Genomic DNA, 15,792 nt, shown 5'->3' with positions numbered 1-15,792 from the left:
CTTGCAGCGTCACTTCGCCAGTCCTCCGTGGCGGCCGCCCAGCTTGAGGTAGGCGTCCTCAAGGCTCGGGGTGGCCAGGGTGAAGTCGTCCAGGGCGGCGAAGGCCGGCCCGGTGGTGACGGCGGCGACCAGTTCGCGGGCCTGCTCGGGGCTGGTCCGCACGGTCCAGCGGCGGCCGGTGCGCTCGGCCCGCCCGGCGAGCGCCGCCACGGCCGGCACGTCCATCGGCGCCTCGGTCCGCCAGACCAGGTCCAGCCGGACGTCGCCGTCCACCAGGGCCTTGAGCCCGCCCGGCGTGTCGCAGGCGATCACCCGGCCCTCGTCCATCACGGCGACCCGGTCCAGCACGGTCTCCGCCTCGATCACGTTGTGGGTGACCAGCAGCACGGTCGTCCGCCGCTCGGCCCGGCGCCGTTCGACGGCGCTCCAGACGGCCCGGCGGGCGATCGGGTCCATGCCGGTGGTCGGCTCGTCCAGGACGAGCAGCGGCCGCTCCCCCACCAGGACGGCGGCGAAGCAGGCGAGCCGGCGCTGTCCGCCGGAGAGCTTGGCGAGCGGCCGGTCGGCGAGCGGTTCGAGGCCGAGCTCGGTGAGCACCTCGCCGGCCTCGGCCCGGGCCGCGGTGCGGCTCAGACCGCGCAGCCGGCCGGTGGTCTCGGCGGCGAGCGCGACGGTCAGCTCGTCCAGCGCGGTGGACTCCTGGCCGAGGTAGCCGAGCAGCCGGGCGGCCCGGTCGGGGTGGCGGACCACGTCGTGGCCGAGGATGTCGATCGCGCCGGAGTCGGGGCGCAGCAGTCCGGTGAGCTGACGGACGAGGGTGGACTTGCCGGCGCCGTTGGGGCCGAGCAGCCCGAAGATCTCACCCCGGCGGACGGTCAGGGTGACGCCGTCGTTGGCCCGGATCCCGGTGGCGGAGGCGCCGCGCCCGGAGCGGTAGGTCCTGACCAGGTCGCGCACGGAACAGCACGGCGAGGCCTCCCGGGGTGCCTCCCCGGTGCCCTCGTTCATGCGGTCGCCCCGCGGAAGGCGCACCGCCGGACGGTTCGCCCGCTGCCCTCGCTCATGCGCCCGCCGCCCCGCTCCGCTCAGCGGTCGCTTCGCGGTGCGCGCCCCTTTCGACGGTTCGCCCGTTGCCCTCGCTCACGAGCGAAGACTCTACGCGGTGGAGCCCCCGAACCGGACAAGGGGGCCTGATCCCCCGAATCCAGTCAGCAGGGGTTCAGTCGTCGACGACCAGGTCGCCGCCGGGCACCCTGGCGGCGAGCTCCTTCCAGAAGCCGGCCCGGATCGCGTACCGGTCGTGCTCGTCGATCTGGTCGTCCTTGTGCGCGAGCAGCCCGAAGCGGGCGGCGTAGCGGAGCAGCTCGCCGTCGACCCGGTGCGGGATGCGCGGGTAGTCGGGCCACAGCACGGTGAGCCGTTCGACGTCGCCGAGCCGTTCGGTCCAGCGGCGGGCGAACACCTGGCCGACCTCGTGGGCGTCGCCGCCGATGGTGGTGATGTCCTCCTCGCGGTCGGCCCACCGCTGTTCGGCGGTGGTGAGCTGGGCGAGGGTGGGCAGGGTGTCGCCCGCGGTGACGGCGGGCTCGGGGACGGGCCGGTCGACCCAGCCGCGGTCGGAGGACCAGCGCAGGACGGGGCCGCCGCCGTTGGCGGCGGTGACGGGGTGCGGGGCGACGACGCGCCCGGCGAGGTCCTTCGGGGTGGGCACGACCTTGAGCGCGGCGGCGGGCTGCGGGCGTCCGACCGGTCCGGCGACGGCCGCGACGGCGGCGGGTGCGGGGGCGCCGTTGGCGGTCCGGCCGGCGGCGGCCACCGCGGCGGCGGGCGGGGCGGCGAGGATCTTGGCGATCTCGTGGCGCGGGCCGGGCGCCGGGAAGACGGTGGCGGCCTCGCGCAGGCTGAAGGAGCCCTCGATCCACTCGCGGTCCAGCACCCGGCGCTCGTCGGCCTCGCCGACCAGGTCCTCGGACTGGTTGAAGTCGCCGTCGGCGGCCTGCAGCGCCCAGAGGTGGACGACGACGCCGTGCTCCTTGGCGGACATCATGCCGGGCAGCAGGTCCCCGTCGCCGGTGATCAGGACGACGTCGGCGCAGGCCCGGTTGCGGGCGAGCTCGGACAGCTCGGCGTGCATGGCGGCGTCCACGCCCTTCTGCACCCAGCGGCCCTCGGCCCGGGTGAGCGCGCCGAGCCGGACGGTGACGCGGGGCAGTACCCGCAGCCGGCGGTGCTCGGGCATCGGCCGGCGGTCGGGGGCGGCGTCGAACCAGTAGATGCGCAGCAGCGGCAGGCCGGTCTCGGCCTCGGCGCGCTCGCGCAGGGCGGTGATCAGCGCGGTGTGGTCGACCGTCACCCGGGAGCGGGACGGGTCCCCGGCGAGCAGGCTGGCGGCGGCGCCCAGTAGGTATCCGGCGTCCACCAGGACGACACAGCGGTCCATCGCGCACCTCTTTTCGCTCGCCCTCGGGGCCAGGCGCCACCGGTTCGGCGGTACCGGGTGGGCGCGGTCCGCCCGGCGCTCGGGCCCAGGTGGGGCGAGGGGGTACCCGCAGCCGCCCGATCGTTGGGTCACCTTTACCCCTGGTTCGCTTGCCGAACCTCGGCGTTTGTCGCGGTCCGGCAACGGCCTGCCCGGGATAAACACGCAGCGGGCCCCGTCCGTGGACGGGGCCCGCTGCGGAGGTCGCGGGGTCAGCCCCTGAGCTCGGCGGCGACCAGCTCGGCCAGCTGGACGGCGTTGAGCGCGGCGCCCTTGCGGAGGTTGTCGTTGGAGACGAACAGCGACAGCCCGTGCTCCACCGTCTCGTCGGCGCGGATGCGGCCGACGTAGCTCGGGTCCCGGCCGGCGGCCTGGAGCGGGGTGGGGATGTCGCTGAGCTCGACGCCGGGCGCGGCGCCGAGCAGCTCGGCCGCCCGCTCGGGGCTGATCGGACGCTCGAAGCGGGCGTTGATCTGCAGCGAGTGGCCGGAGAAGACCGGCACGCGCACGCAGGTGCCGGCCACCTTCAGCTCGGGGATGCCGAGGATCTTGCGGCTCTCGTGGCGGAGCTTCTGCTCCTCGTCGGTCTCGTTGGAGCCGTCGTCGACGATCGAGCCGGCCAGCGGCAGCACGTTGAAGGCGATCGGGCGCTTGTAGACCTTGGGCTCGGGGAACTCGACCGCGGAGCCGTCGTGGGCGAGCGCGGAGGCGCCGTCCACCACCTTGGCGGCCTGGTCCTGGAGCTCGGCGACACCGGCCACGCCGCTGCCGGAGACGGCCTGGTAGGTGGAGACGACCAGCGCGACGAGGCCGGCCTCCTCGTGCAGCGGGCGCAGCACCGGCATGGCGGCCATGGTGGTGCAGTTCGGGTTGGCGATGATGCCCTTGGGGCGGTCGGCGATCGCCTGCGGGTTGACCTCGGAGACGACCAGCGGGACGTCCGGGTCGCGGCGCCAGGCGGAGGAGTTGTCGATGACGACGGCACCGGCGGCGGCGGCCTTGGGGGCGAGGGCCTTGGAGGTGGAGCCGCCGGCCGAGAAGATCACGATGTCCAGACCGCTGTAGTCGGCCGTGGCCGCGTCCTCGACGGTGACCTCGGTACCCTGCCAGGGCAGCGTGCGGCCGGCCGAGCGGGCCGAGGCGAACAGCCGCAGCTGCTCCACGGGGAGGTTGCGCTCCGCCAGGATCTCGCGGACGACGCCGCCGACCTGGCCGGTGGCACCGACAATGCCGATCTTCATTCCGACTACTCCTCTTGATGGTGCTGTTCACAGCCGCACTCCGCCCATCATGCCTTGTCACGGGGGCGGGGCGACCTGGTATTCCACGGTGTGAGAGCGAGGCCCGCCCCGGGGCTAGTGGTCCAGACCAGTAACCAGCTCCAGCGCGGCCGCGACCTCCGCCGCGCCCGCCGGCAGCAGCGGCAGCCGCACGTCCGGGGTGGGGATCCGGCCCTGGGCGTGCAGCACGCCCTTGACCACACCGGGGTTGGGCGCGGCGAAGACGGCGTTCGCCAGGGCGGTGAGCCGGTGCCCCAGCGCGCGGGCCCGCGGCACGTCCCCGGCCGCCCAGGCGGCGGCCAGCTCGACGAACCGGCCGGTGGCCAGGTGGGCGGAGGCCAGGATGCCCCCGGCGGCGCCGAGCGCCAGCATCGGCGAGAGGAAGGCGTCCTCCCCGGCCAGCACCGCGAAGCCGGCCGGACCGGCGGCGAGCAGGTCCACGGCGTCCTGGTCCAGCCCGCCGGTCGCGTACTTGACGCCGGCCACGCCCGGGACGGCGGCCAGCCGGAGCAGCGCGGCGGCGCTCAGCGGCTGCCCGGTGCGGTAGGGGATGTGGTAAACGATCAGCGGCAGCGGGCCGGCCTCCGCGAGCGCGCGGAAGTGCGCAAGCGTCCCGTCCTCGCCGGGCCGCAGGAAGCCGGGGACGGTCACCAGCGCCGCCGCGGCCTGCGGCGCCTGCTCGCCGAGCTCGGCCAGCGACCGCGCCACGCCCGAGGTGTCGGCGCCGCCCGCCCCGACCACCAGCTGTGCGCCGTGCTCGGCGCAGACGGCCGCGCAGACCCCGACCACCGCGCGCTTCTCGGCCGCGCTCAACGCGGCCGGCTCCCCGGTGGTGCCGAGTGCGACCAGCCCGGCCGCCCCCTCCTCCAGGACGGATCGGGCCAGCTTGTCCAGCGCGTCCAGGGCCACCGAGCCGTCCTCGGCGAACGGGGTGACCAGGGGGACGTAGACGCCCCCGAGTTCCACGGCCGAGGGCTCCACCGATGCGGGTTCCACCACTGCGAGTTCCATAGGCGTGATCCTGCGACCCGCCGATCCCCCAGGTCCAGTTCACATTTCCGAGGCTTCTCGTAAGCTGAGCCGATGCTCGACGTACGACGCCTGCGCCTGCTGCGCGAACTCGCCCATCTCGGCACCATCGCCGCGGTCGCCGAGGCGCTCTCCTTCAGTCCTTCGGCGGTGTCCCAGCAGCTGTCCGTCCTGGAGAAGGAGGCGGGCCTGCCCCTGCTGGAGCGCACCGGCCGACGGGTCGCGCTGACCCCCGCCGGGGCGAACCTGGTCCGGCACGCCGAGGCGGTGCTGGAGCGGCTGGAGCAGGCGGACGCCGAGCTCGCCAACGCCCGGCAGGGGCTGGCCGGCCCGCTGCGGATCGGCACCTACCCCTCGGCGGCCCGCGCGGTCATCCCGGCGGTGCTGGCCGAACTGGCGGGCTGGCACCCGGGCCTGGAGCCGATGGTCACCGAGGTGGACCCGGCCGGCGTCGCGGCGGCGCTGCGCGCGGGCGAGCTGGACGTGGCCCTGGTGCACGAGTACGACCTGGTGCCGGCCGACCCGGAGCCGGGCCTGGCGGTGACCCGCCCGGTGTTCACCGAGCCGATGTACCTGGCGGCCCGCACGGCGGCCACCGTCGCCGGGCAGCGCACGGCGCCGTGGATCATGTCACCGCCGGGCACGCTCTGCCACGCGATGGCCGTCCGGGCCTGCGAGAGCGCCGGCTTCGCGCCCCGGATCCGGCACCACATCGACGACTTCGCGACGGTGCTCGCCCTGGTGGCGGCCGGTCAGGGGGTGGCGCTGGTGCCGCACCTGGGCATCGCGGGGGCGCCGCCCGGCGTGGTCCTCACCCGGCTGCCGATGTACCGCCGCACCCGCGCCGCCTTCCGTGCGGGCGCGGGCTCGCACCCGGCGATCTCCGCCTTCGTCTCGGCCCTGCACTCGGCCGTCCCGCCGGGCCTCGGCGGCGGGGCGTAGCAGCCCCCACCGCCGAGGTCCTGCGCTCAGCCGGCCAGGCAGCTCGGCCCGAGCAGCTGCTTGAGGTCCCCGAACAGCGCCGGGTCGGACTTCACCCGGTGCCGGTCCAGCCGCAGCACGGTGGTGCGCCGGTTCCCCTCCAGCCGCAGCCGGACCTCGGTGGTGCCCCGGTGGCTGTTGAGCACCTCGCCGAGCCGGGCGACCAGCGGCGGGGTGATCTTCACACTGGGGATGTTGATGATGATCGGCGCGTCGGCGTGCGCGTTGGAGAGGTCCGGGACGGACAGCTCCATGCCCATCAGCCGCGGCACGTCCTCCCGCTTGTCCAGCTTGCCGCGGACGAACACCACGGCGTCCTCGACGAGTTGCGAGGAGACCAGCTGGTAGCTGGCGGGGAAGAACATGCAGTCGATGGAGCCCGCGAGGTCCTCCACGGTGGCGATCGCCCAGGCGTTGCCCTGCTTGGTCATCTTCCGCTGGAGGCCCGAGATGATGCCGCCGATGGTGACGATGGTGCCGTCCGGCCGCTCGGCGAGGTCGGCGACCGCGCAGTCCGCCTTGTCGGCGAGCACGTGCTCGATGCCGTGCAGCGGGTGCGAGGAGACGTACAGGCCGAGCATCTCCCGCTCCTGGGTGAGCAGGAAGGACTTCTCCCACTCCTCCTCGGAGAAGACCACGTCCAGGCCGAAGCTCGGCTCGTCGCTGACCGCGTCGCCGCCGAAGAGGTCGAACTGCCCCTCGGCCTCCTTGCGCTTGACCCCGACGACGTTGTCGATCATCGGCTCGAACTGGGCGGTCAGGCCCTTGCGGGTGTGCCCGAGCGAGTCGAACGCACCGGCCTTGATCAGGGATTCGACGGTCCGCTTGTTGCAGACCACCGACTCCACCTTGTCCAGGAAGTCGGGGAAGGAGCTGAACTTCCCCTTGCCCTTCCGGGTGCGGATCATCGAGTCCACCACCGGACCGCCGACGTTGCGGATCGCGGTGAGGCCGAACCGCACCAGCTCGTCACCGTGCGGGGTGAAGTCGGAGTCCGACTCGTTGACGTCCGGCGGCAGCACCTGGATGCCCATCTTGCGGCACTCGTTGAGGTACACCGCGGACTTGTCCTTGTCGTCCTTGACGGACGTCAGCAGGCCGGACATGTACTCGGCCGGGTAGTTGGCCTTGAGGTAGGCCGTCCAGTACGAGACCAGCCCGTACCCGGCGGTGTGCGCCTTGTTGAACGCGTAGCCGGAGAAGGGGACGAGGACGTCCCACACCGCCTGGATCGCCGCGTCCGAGTAGCCGTGCTCCCGGCAGCCGCGCTGGAAGGGGACGAACTCCGCCTCCAGGATCTCCTTCTTCTTCTTGCCCATCGCGCGGCGCAGCAGGTCGGCCTGGCCGAGCGAGTAGCCGGCCAGGATCTGCGCGGCCTTCTGCACCTGCTCCTGGTAGACGATCAGGCCGTAGGTCGGCTTGAGGATCTCCTCCAGGGGCTTCTCCAGCTCCGGGTGGATCGGGGTGATCTCCTGCTGGCCGTTCTTGCGCAGGGCGTAGTTGGTGTGCGAGTTGACGCCCATCGGGCCCGGCCGGTACAGCGCGAGAACGGCGGAGATGTCCTCGAAGTTGTCGGGCTTCATCAGGCGCAGCAGCGAGCGCATCGGCCCGCCGTCGAGCTGGAAGACGCCGAGCGTGTCGCCGCGGGCGAGGAGTTCGTAGGTGGGCTTGTCGTCGAGCGGCAGCTTGAGCAGCTCGATCTTCTCGCCCTTGTTCTTCTCGATCGCCTTGACGGCGTCGTCCATGATCGTCAGGTTGCGCAGGCCGAGGAAGTCCATCTTGAGAAGGCCGAGGCCCTCACAGGTGGGGTAGTCGAACTGCGTGATGGTGACGCCGTCGGTGTGCCGGGTCCAGACCGGGATGTGGTCGGTCAGCGGTTCGGCGGACATGATGACGCCGGCCGCGTGCACACCGGGCTGGCGGATCAGGCCCTCGATACCGCGGGCGGTGTCGATCACCTTGCGGACGTCCGGGTCGTTCTCGTAGAGCCCGCGGATCTCGCCGGCCTCGCCGTAGCGCGGGTGCGAGTTGTCGGTGATCCCGGAGAGCGGGATGCCCTTGCCCATGACGTCCGGCGGCATCGCCTTGGTGATCCGGTCGCCCATCGCGTAGGGGTAGCCCAGGACCCGCGAGGAGTCCTTGATGGCGGCCTTCGCCTTGATGGTGCCGTACGTGACGATCATGGCGACCTTGTCGGAGCCCCACTTCTCCGTCACGTACCGGATCACGTCACCGCGCCGGCGCTCGTCGAAGTCGATGTCGACATCGGGCATGGAGATGCGCTCGGGGTTGAGGAAGCGCTCGAAGATCAGGCCGTGCGGGATGGGGTCGAGGTCGGTGATGCCCATCGCGTAGGCGACCAGCGAGCCGGCCGCCGAGCCACGGCCCGGGCCCACCGCGATGCCCTGCTCCTTGGCCCACATGATGAAGTCGGCGACCACGAGGAAGTACGCCGGGAACCCCATCTGGATGATGGTGTCCATCTCGTACTCGGCGAGCTTCTTGTGCTCCTCGTCGTACCCGTCCGGGAAGCGCCAGTCCATGCCCTTCCACACCTGGGCCTTGAAGAAGTCCGACTCGGACTCGTAGCCCTCGGGGATCGGGAAGCGCGGCATGAGGTTCTTGAACTCGAACATGCCCGCGGTGTCGACCCGCTGGGCGATCAGCAGCTGGCTGTTGCGGCAGCCCTCCTGCCAGGCGTCCGAGGAGTCCAGCCCGTACATCTCGGCGGCCGACTTGATGTAGTAGCCGGTACCGTCGAAGCGGAAGCGGTCCGGGTCCGAGAGGTTCTTGCCGGTCTGCACGCAGAGCAGCAGGTCGTGCGCCCCGGCGTCGCTCTCGGTGGTGTAGTGCGAGTCGTTGGTGACCACCGGCGGGATGTTCAGCTTCTTGCTGATCTCCAGCAGCCCGTCGCGGACCCGCTTCTCGATGTCCAGGCCGTGGTCCATCAGCTCGAGGAAGTAGTTCTCCTTGCCGAAGATGTCCTGGTACTCCGCGGCGGACCGGACGGCCTCGTCGAACTGGCCGAGCCGCAGCCGGGTCTGCACCTCTCCGGACGGGCAGCCGGTGGTGGCCATCAGGCCGGCCGCGTGCTCGGAGATGATCTCCTTGTCCATCCGGGGCCACTTCACCAGCCAGCCCTCGGCGTACGAGCGCGAGGTCAGCTTGAAGAGGTTGTGCAGGCCCTGCTTGTCCCGGGCCCAGATGGTCTTGTGGGTGTAGGCGCCGGACGCGGAGACGTCGTCCTTCTTCTGGTGCGGCTGGCCCCAGAGGATGCGCTTGGTGTTGGAGCGCGCCTCCGGCGCGACGTACGCCTCGATGCCGATCACCGGGGTGATGCCGGCGGCGGTGGCCTGCTTGTGGAACTCGGCCGCGCCGTACATGTTGCCGTGGTCGGTCATCGCGACATGGGTCTGGCCCAGCCGCTCGACCTCCTTGAACAACTGCTTCAGCCGGGCGGCACCGTCCAGCATCGAGTACTCGGTGTGGACGTGCAGATGCGCGTACGGCTGGTCGCTCAAGGCGGGGCCTCCGGAGGCTCGTGCTGTCTGGTTGGCCGGCGAACGCGCAGGTCACGACGGTGCCTGGAAACAGATGAGGCCCGAGCCACTGCCAGGGCCCGGACCAGCTCTCACACGTTCACGCTCCTACTCTAGCCTCCAGTCACGACCGTCCCCCCGCACCCACTCGCCGCAAGGAACCCGACACCATGTCCCACCAGCAGTCCACCGCCGATCAGCGCGCCGAGACCGTCCTGGGCGTCTTCGACTCGGCCTTCGGCGACCTGCTCGCCAAGGACCCGGCCGCCTTCCGGGTCAAGTTCCGCAAGATGGCGGCCTCCGCCTTCGCCTTCTACCGGGGCACCGCCGCGCTGTACTACGCCGACCTCGTCGACGGCCCCTTCGCCGGCCACGGCGGCACCTTCCTGGACGAGCGCACCAGCCGGGTGTGGATCCACGGCGACCTGCACGCCGAGAACTTCGGCACCTACCTGAACGCCGAGGGCCGCCTGGTCTTCAACGTCAACGACTTCGACGAGGCCTACGTCGGCGCCTTCACCTGGGACGTCCAGCGGCTCGCCGCCTCGCTGGCGCTGATCGGCTACGCCAAGGCGCTCTCCGACGAGACGATCACCCGGCTGGTCACCTCCTTCGCCGCCGCCTACCGCAGCCGGATCGCCGCCCACGTCTCCTCGGGCGACGCCACCCCGTTCACCCTGGACAGCGCGACCGGCCCGATCCTGGACACCCTGCGCCGGGCCCGGCTGCAGACCCGGGTCGCCCTGCTGGACGGCGACACCGTCGTCGACGGCTGGGACCGCCGCTTCCGGCTCGGCGGCGGCGCGATCGAGCTCGACGAGCCCACCAAGGCCGAGGTGCTGGCCGCCTTCGACGCCTACCTGGCGACCCTGCCGCCGGCCTCCCGGACCCGCCCGGAGTCGCTGAAGGTCAAGGACGTGGTCGGCCGCCGGGGCATCGGCATCGGTTCGGCGGGCCTGCCCTCGTACAACCTGCTCCTGGAGGGCCACACCGACGCCCTGGAGAACGACGTGATCATCTACATGAAGCAGGGCCAGACGCCCGCCGTCGCCCGCCACGTCACCGACCCGGCGATCGCCGGCTACTTCGAGCACGAGGGCCACCGCACGGTCATCTCCCAGCGCGCCCTCCAGGACCACAGCGACCCGTGGCTCGGCCACACCACCCTGCACGGCCGCGGCCAGCTGGTCGCCGAGGTCTCCCCGTACGCGGCCGACCTCGACTGGACGGACCTCAACGAGCTGCCCGAGCTGCTCGCCGTCACCGAGTACCTCGGCCACGCGACCGCCACCATGCACGCCGCCGCCGACGAGTCCTCCAGCGGCCACACCCTGGTGCCGTTCTCCACCGAGCACGCCATCGACGCCGCGATCTCCCGCGACGAGGCCGGGTTCACCGCGATGCTGGTCGACTTCGCCCACGCGTACGGGGCGCAGGCCCGCGCCGACCACCAGCTGTTCGTCGACCTCTACCGCAACGGCCGCATCCCCGGCCTGTAGGGCCCGGGCCCTACCCGTTCAGGGCCGCCAGCCGCTCCCCGGCGGCGGCCCTGACCTCGGGCTCCTCCATCGGGTCGTCCCGCAGGTACGCCAGCCGACCGCCGATCCCGGGCCCGTCCGGGGCGTGCGCGATCCCCAGCAGCCGGGCGTCCGCCTCGCAGTCCCAGAGGCACTCCGGGTACACCGCGCCCAGGCCTGTCGGATCGATGGCGGCCAGCGCCTCCAGGTAGGCCGCCCGCTCGTACGAGTGCGGCGTCCACAACCAGAACCGCCGCAGCAGCGAGACGGCCTCCCCGGCCCCGGCCCCGAACCGCCGCAGCCCCTCGGCCGTCCGCTTCGGCCCGCACCACCGCCGCTCCACCCAGTCCCGCTCCAGCCGGGCGACCAGCACGGGGATGTCCTGGATCGTGCCGTGCTGGGCGAGCACGCCGTGCCCGAGCCCCGCCAACCAGCCCTCCTGCGCCCTCGCCCACTCCCGCGCGTCGGGCACCGCGAGCACCCCGAGCTTTTCGACGACCCCGATCAGGGGCCACAGCAGGTGCTTCCCGTCGGCCTTCCCCAGCGACGGCACCAACGGAATCACCCCGGGCTCCGGCCCCCGGTCATCGATCACATCCAGCGCGGCGGTCCTTCTCTCCTCCGTCTCCCCGGGATCCGCCAAGAGCTGCAGCAGCCCGGCGTTGTCGACCTCCGCCAGCGGCTTCGGCCCCCGGGGCCCGCGCACCGGGCGCGGCCCGGCCAGCCCCCAGCGGTCCCAGGGCTCCCCCCACAGCTCCGCCCGGTCCCGGCCCCCGAGCCGCTCGCGAGCCGCGTCCGCCAGGTCGTCCCACCACTCCACCGGCCAGGCCACCGCCACGGACTCCAGCACGTCCTGCCAGTGCCCGCCCTCCCGGACGTACCCGCGCAGCGCCTCCCGCGCCTGCGCCGAGCCGTCGAGCGCCAACAGCTCCAGCACCCGGGCGGCCCGCTCGCAGGTGTGCTCGTCCCCCGCCAGCAGCTCGACCACCGGCCCGAGCGGCAGCGCCAGGTCCCGGACGAGCCGCGCCAGGTACAGGGCCCGGTCGTCGACCTGCCGGTCCCACCGCCACTCCCAGCGGATGCACCCGTACACCAGCTCGGCGGCCGCCGCCGGATCCTCCTGCGCCATCCGCGCGCCCAGCCCGCGCCCCCGCTGCAACAGCCCCGGAAGCGTGTGCGCCGGCGCGTGCTCGTATCTCCGCTCTGCCACGCCCCCATCGTCCCCCAGCCCCCGCCCCACGCCGACGGCGGGCCTACCAGCGCAGGAAGTCGGCCCACCCGACTTCCTGCGCCACCCCTCAGCGCACCCGTCCAGTCCCTACCCGGCCGCCGCGGCGCTCCCACCGGACTGCGCTAGGACGCGCCGCAGCCAACGGAGGCGGGCCTCCCGGGCGTCCCGGGTGAGTGCCGCGTCCGGGGCCAGGCTGTCGAAGCCGTGGAAGGCGCCGGGCCAGACGTGCAGCTCGGCCTGGCCCCCGGCCCGCCAGATCGCGTTGGCGTAGGCCACGTCCTCGTCCCGGAAGGTCTCGGCCGACCCGACCTCGATGTAGGCCGGGGGCAGGCCGGACAGGTCGGTGGCGCGGGCGGGGGCCGCGTAGGGCGACAGGTCCGCCGCGCCCACCCGGTCGCCGAGCAGCGCCTGCCAGCCGGTGGCGTTGGAGGTCCGGTCCCAGAGGTCGACGCCGGCCATCTGGTGGCTGGAGAAGCTGTCGTTGCGGTCGTCGAGCATCGGGCAGAGCAGCAGCTGCCCGATCGCCGCGGGGCCGCCCCGGTCGCGGGCCAGCAGGGCGATCGCCGCGGCGAGTCCGGCGCCGGCGCTCTTCCCCCCGAGGATGATCCGGTCCGGGTCGATGCCCAGGGCCCGCGCGTTCGCGGCCGTCCAGACCAGTCCGGCGTAGCCGTCCTCCACCGGCCCGGGGTACCTGGCCTGCGGTGCCAGCCGGTACTCGACCGAGATGACGGCCAACTCCAGGGCGAGGGCCCACTCCTGAAGCGCCTGCCGGAGCACGGACCAGGCGTTGCCCACGACCATGCCGCCGCCGTGCAGGTAGTACAGCACCGGCAGCGGCCCCCGGACCCCGGCGGGCCGCGCACTCACCAGGGTGACCTCGGGCGCGCCCGTCGCACCCGGCGCGCGCAGCTCCTCGACCTCGAACCGGCCGTCGGCCCGCAGCTCCCGAAGCGTCGGCCTCGGCCGGGTCGCGGCGTCCCGCTGCTGCCGGTCGGCGAGGTTCTCCGGGGTGAACGGCTCCCGCAGCGCACTCTCCCGGGCACTCCCCAACGCCGCCAGCGCCGCACCCAGCTCGGGATCGAACGCAGGCACCCCCTCGGGGCTCACGACCACCCTCCCGGCCGAGCTCCCCCAGACAGGCCGAAACGGGCCTCCAGCACATCCGTACCGGTACGAAACGCCCGCGCTAGGTCCATACGGCGCAGTCAACCACCCATCACCGCACCCCGAACAACAAAGCCGACAGCCCGTCAGCGCCGCCCGTCCGGTCAGCCCTCCTGGTCGTCCAGCTCCGCGAGGAAGTCCAGCGCCACCGCCCAGGTCTGCTCGGCCGCCTCGGCGTCGTAGTCCGGCAGGTCCGGGTCGGTGAAGACGTGGCCCGCGCCCCGGTAGCGGTGCACCTCCACGTCCGCACCGGCCTTGCGCATGCCCAGGTACCAGGCGTTCAGCCAGTCCTCGGGCTCGAACGGGTCGGGCTCGGCGATGTGCAGCTGGACGGGGATCGAGGTGGCCGCGTCCTCCCGGATGTCCGAGGTGCCGTGCAGGAGCAGCAGCCCGAGCGCCTTCTCGTCGGCCAGCGCGAGGTTCTGCGCGAGCGAGCCGCCGAGCGAGAAGCCGGCGTAGACGAGCGCGGCGTCCGACCCGAGCAGCGGCGCGGCGGCGGTGACGGCCCGGCGGAGCAGTTCGTCGCTGCCGAGCTCCTCCTTGTACGCCATGCCCTCCTCGACGTCGTCGAAGGTCCTGCCGTCGAACAGGTCGGGGCTGTGCACGGTGTGTCCGGCGGCCCGCAGCCGGTCGGCGGCGGCGTGGACGGCCGGACGCAGCCCGTAGACGGAGTGGAGGAGCAGGATCTGGGCCACGGTCGGACTTCCTTGCAGCGGTGGTCGGGGGTGTCCCCATCATCGCTCATGACCGCCGGGTGACCTCGCGCACCCGCACCGGTGGCGGGACGTCACACCCCGGTGAATCGGCGACAAACAGTCAGTTCAACATATGGAACGCATCATTACCGCCCGGTAGCCTGTCCGCCGTGACTGACCTTGTCGATGACATGACCGCTGCCCGCCCGCACCGCCGCCAGGTGCTGAAGGCCACCGCCCTCGTGGCCGGCGCCGCCGCCCTCCCGCTCGCCCTCGGCACCACCGCCGAGGCCGCGACCGCCCCGCAGTTCCTCCACGGCATCGCCTCCGGCGACCCGCTGCCCGACGGCATCCTGCTCTGGACCAGGGTCACCCCGACTCCCGAGGCCGTCCCCGGCTCCGCCACCGGCCCGGACACCGACGTCCGCTGGGAGCTGGCCACCGACAAGGCCTTCACCCGGATCGCGGCGAGCGGCACGGTGATCGCCACCGCCGCCGCCGACCACACCGTCAAGGCCGACGTCCGCGGTCTGACCCCGGACACCGCCTACTGGTACCGCTTCAGCGCCGGCGGCACCGTCTCGCCCGTCGGCCGCACCCACACCACCCCGGCCGCCAACGCCGCCCTCGCCCGTCTGCGCTTCGGCGTGGCGTCCTGCGCCAACTGGGAGGCCGGCTACTTCTCCGCGTACCGCCACCTCGCGGCCCGGGGCGACCTCGACGCCTTCCTCTTCCTCGGCGACTACATCTACGAGTACAAGACCGGCGAGTTCTGCGCCCGCGGCACCGTCGTCCGCCCGCACGCGCCCACCCACGAGATCCTCGACCTCGCCGACTACCGCACCCGGCACGGCCGCTACAAGACCGACGAGGACCTCCAGGCGCTGCACGCGCAGATCCCGACGATAGCCATCTGGGACGACCACGAGTTCGCCAACGACGCCTGGTCCGGCGGCGCCGAGAACCACACCCCCGGCGCCGAGGGCGACTGGTCGAACCGGATGGCCGCCGCCAAGCAGGCCTACTTCGAGTGGATGCCGGTCCGCCCGTCCGTCGCCGGCACCACCTACCGCCGGCTGCGCTACGGCAAGCTGGCCGACCTGCACCTGATGGACCAGCGCTCGTTCCGCTCGCAGCAGGTCAAGGTCGGCAACGGCGACGTCGACTCGGCGGACCGCACCATCACCGGCCGCGCCCAGATGGACTGGCTGAAGGCCGGGCTCACCGCCTCCGACACCACCTGGCGGCTGATCGGCAACGAGGTGATGATCTCCCCGGTCGCCTTCTTCTCGCTGCCCGACTACATCCTGCGCCCGCTGGCCAAGCTGCTCGGCCTGCCCGGCGAGGGCCTGGCGATCAACACCGACCAGTGGGACGGCTACACCCACGACCGCCGCGAGCTGCTCGGCCACCTCACGTCGAACGGCATCAACAACACCGTCTTCCTGACCGGTGACATCCACTCCGCCTGGGCGTCGGACGTCCCGAACGAGGCCGCCACTTACCCGCTCTCGGGCAGCGCCGCCACCGAGTTCGTGGTCACCTCGGTCACCTCCGACAACATCGACGACATCCTCAAGGTCGCACCGCAGACCATCTCGCTGGCGGCCGCCGCCGCGATCAAGGCCGCCAACCCGCACATCAAGTGGGTGGACCTGGACTCGCACGGCTACGGCGTCCTGGACATCACCCCGGGCCAGACCCAGATGGACTACTACGTCCTGTCCGACCGGACCCGCAAGGACGCCACCACCAAGTGGACGCGCTCCTACCGCACCCGTACCGGCACCCAGCAGATCGAGCGGGTCTACTCGCCGGTCAAGTGAGCCCGCCCGGGTGGGGCCGCCCCGGCCCCACCCGGCGTCAAACCCCACCCC

Annotated in this window: 11 protein-coding genes; 3 read left to right on the top strand and 8 right to left on the bottom strand. The window is 72.8% G+C overall.

Going from position 1 to position 15,792, the window contains the following annotated elements; translation table 11 throughout:
* Positions 1–9: 9 nt before the first annotated feature.
* The 4 genes from ACIGZJ_RS02305 to ACIGZJ_RS02290 all read right to left on the bottom strand — a co-directional run bounded on the left by ACIGZJ_RS02305 (position 10) and on the right by ACIGZJ_RS02290 (position 4,770).
* Complete coding sequence (locus ACIGZJ_RS02305; RefSeq protein WP_396455507.1) at positions 10–1,008, bottom strand: ABC transporter ATP-binding protein; 999 nt, start codon at positions 1,006–1,008, stop codon at positions 10–12.
* A gap of 211 nt (positions 1,009–1,219) precedes the next feature.
* Positions 1,220–2,440: an NYN domain-containing protein gene (locus ACIGZJ_RS02300; RefSeq protein WP_392927748.1), complete on the bottom strand. Its 1,221-nt coding sequence runs from the start codon at positions 2,438–2,440 to the stop codon at positions 1,220–1,222.
* A 251-nt stretch (positions 2,441–2,691) separates the two neighbouring features.
* Positions 2,692–3,720 carry an aspartate-semialdehyde dehydrogenase gene (locus ACIGZJ_RS02295; protein WP_392927746.1) on the bottom strand — a complete coding sequence of 343 codons (1,029 nt, stop codon included), beginning with the start codon at positions 3,718–3,720 and terminating at the stop codon, positions 2,692–2,694.
* A 114-nt stretch (positions 3,721–3,834) separates the two neighbouring features.
* On the bottom strand, positions 3,835–4,770 hold the full coding sequence (locus ACIGZJ_RS02290) for a dihydrodipicolinate synthase family protein (RefSeq protein WP_396455506.1): 936 nt from the start codon (positions 4,768–4,770) through the stop codon (positions 3,835–3,837).
* Positions 4,771–4,842: 72 nt separating this feature from the next.
* Between ACIGZJ_RS02290 and ACIGZJ_RS02285 the strand changes: the two genes are divergently transcribed.
* Entirely contained in the window at positions 4,843–5,730 is an 888-nt protein-coding gene (locus tag ACIGZJ_RS02285) for a LysR substrate-binding domain-containing protein (RefSeq protein ID WP_396455505.1), read from the top strand.
* Positions 5,731–5,756: 26 nt separating this feature from the next.
* On the opposite strand, the gene dnaE is transcribed toward ACIGZJ_RS02285, so the two are convergent.
* A complete protein-coding gene (gene dnaE / locus ACIGZJ_RS02280; RefSeq protein ID WP_396455504.1) occupies positions 5,757–9,290 on the bottom strand; it encodes a DNA polymerase III subunit alpha in 3,534 nt (1,177 codons plus the stop codon).
* Between the two features lie 188 nt (positions 9,291–9,478).
* On the opposite strand from dnaE, the gene ACIGZJ_RS02275 reads away from it, so the two are divergent.
* Complete coding sequence (locus ACIGZJ_RS02275) at positions 9,479–10,807, top strand: DUF2252 domain-containing protein (RefSeq protein WP_396455503.1); 1,329 nt, start codon at positions 9,479–9,481, stop codon at positions 10,805–10,807.
* Between the two features lie 10 nt (positions 10,808–10,817).
* Here ACIGZJ_RS02275 and ACIGZJ_RS02270 read toward each other — a convergent pair whose 3' ends face one another.
* The 3 genes from ACIGZJ_RS02270 to ACIGZJ_RS02260 form a co-directional block, all read right to left on the bottom strand.
* Positions 10,818–12,035, bottom strand: a complete 1,218-nt coding sequence (locus ACIGZJ_RS02270) for a hypothetical protein (RefSeq protein ID WP_396455502.1) — start codon at positions 12,033–12,035, stop codon at positions 10,818–10,820.
* 108 nt (positions 12,036–12,143) lie between these two features.
* A complete protein-coding gene (locus tag ACIGZJ_RS02265) occupies positions 12,144–13,148 on the bottom strand; it encodes an alpha/beta hydrolase (RefSeq protein ID WP_396455501.1) in 1,005 nt (334 codons plus the stop codon).
* Between the two features lie 176 nt (positions 13,149–13,324).
* A complete protein-coding gene (locus ACIGZJ_RS02260; protein WP_396455500.1) occupies positions 13,325–13,915 on the bottom strand; it encodes a dienelactone hydrolase family protein in 591 nt (196 codons plus the stop codon).
* Positions 13,916–14,106: 191 nt separating this feature from the next.
* Between ACIGZJ_RS02260 and ACIGZJ_RS02255 the strand changes: the two genes are divergently transcribed.
* Entirely contained in the window at positions 14,107–15,741 is a 1,635-nt protein-coding gene (locus ACIGZJ_RS02255) for an alkaline phosphatase D family protein (RefSeq protein ID WP_396455744.1), read from the top strand.
* Positions 15,742–15,792: the final 51 nt, after the last annotated feature.

Origin of the sequence: Kitasatospora sp. NPDC052868 (assembly GCF_044547105.1) — a bacterium.
Taxonomy (GTDB): domain Bacteria; phylum Actinomycetota; class Actinomycetes; order Streptomycetales; family Streptomycetaceae; genus Kitasatospora.
Note: the sequence above shows the minus strand (reverse complement) of the source record. Positions and strands in the feature narration are given on the sequence as shown.

Bases quoted from the DNA above. Each gene is read 5' to 3' on its own strand.
- ACIGZJ_RS02255 (WP_396455744.1), top strand. From the start codon at position 14,107: ATGACCGCTGCCCGCCCGCACCGCCGCCAGGTGCTGAAGGCCACCGCC.
- ACIGZJ_RS02300 (WP_392927748.1), bottom strand. From the start codon at position 2,440: ATGGACCGCTGTGTCGTCCTGGTGGACGCCGGATACCTACTGGGCGCC.
- ACIGZJ_RS02285 (WP_396455505.1), top strand. From the start codon at position 4,843: ATGCTCGACGTACGACGCCTGCGCCTGCTGCGCGAACTCGCCCATCTC.
- ACIGZJ_RS02295 (WP_392927746.1), bottom strand. From the start codon at position 3,720: ATGAAGATCGGCATTGTCGGTGCCACCGGCCAGGTCGGCGGCGTCGTC.
- ACIGZJ_RS02290 (WP_396455506.1), bottom strand. From the start codon at position 4,770: ATGGAACTCGCAGTGGTGGAACCCGCATCGGTGGAGCCCTCGGCCGTG.
- ACIGZJ_RS02305 (WP_396455507.1), bottom strand. From the start codon at position 1,008: ATGAACGAGGGCACCGGGGAGGCACCCCGGGAGGCCTCGCCGTGCTGT.
- ACIGZJ_RS02275 (WP_396455503.1), top strand. From the start codon at position 9,479: ATGTCCCACCAGCAGTCCACCGCCGATCAGCGCGCCGAGACCGTCCTG.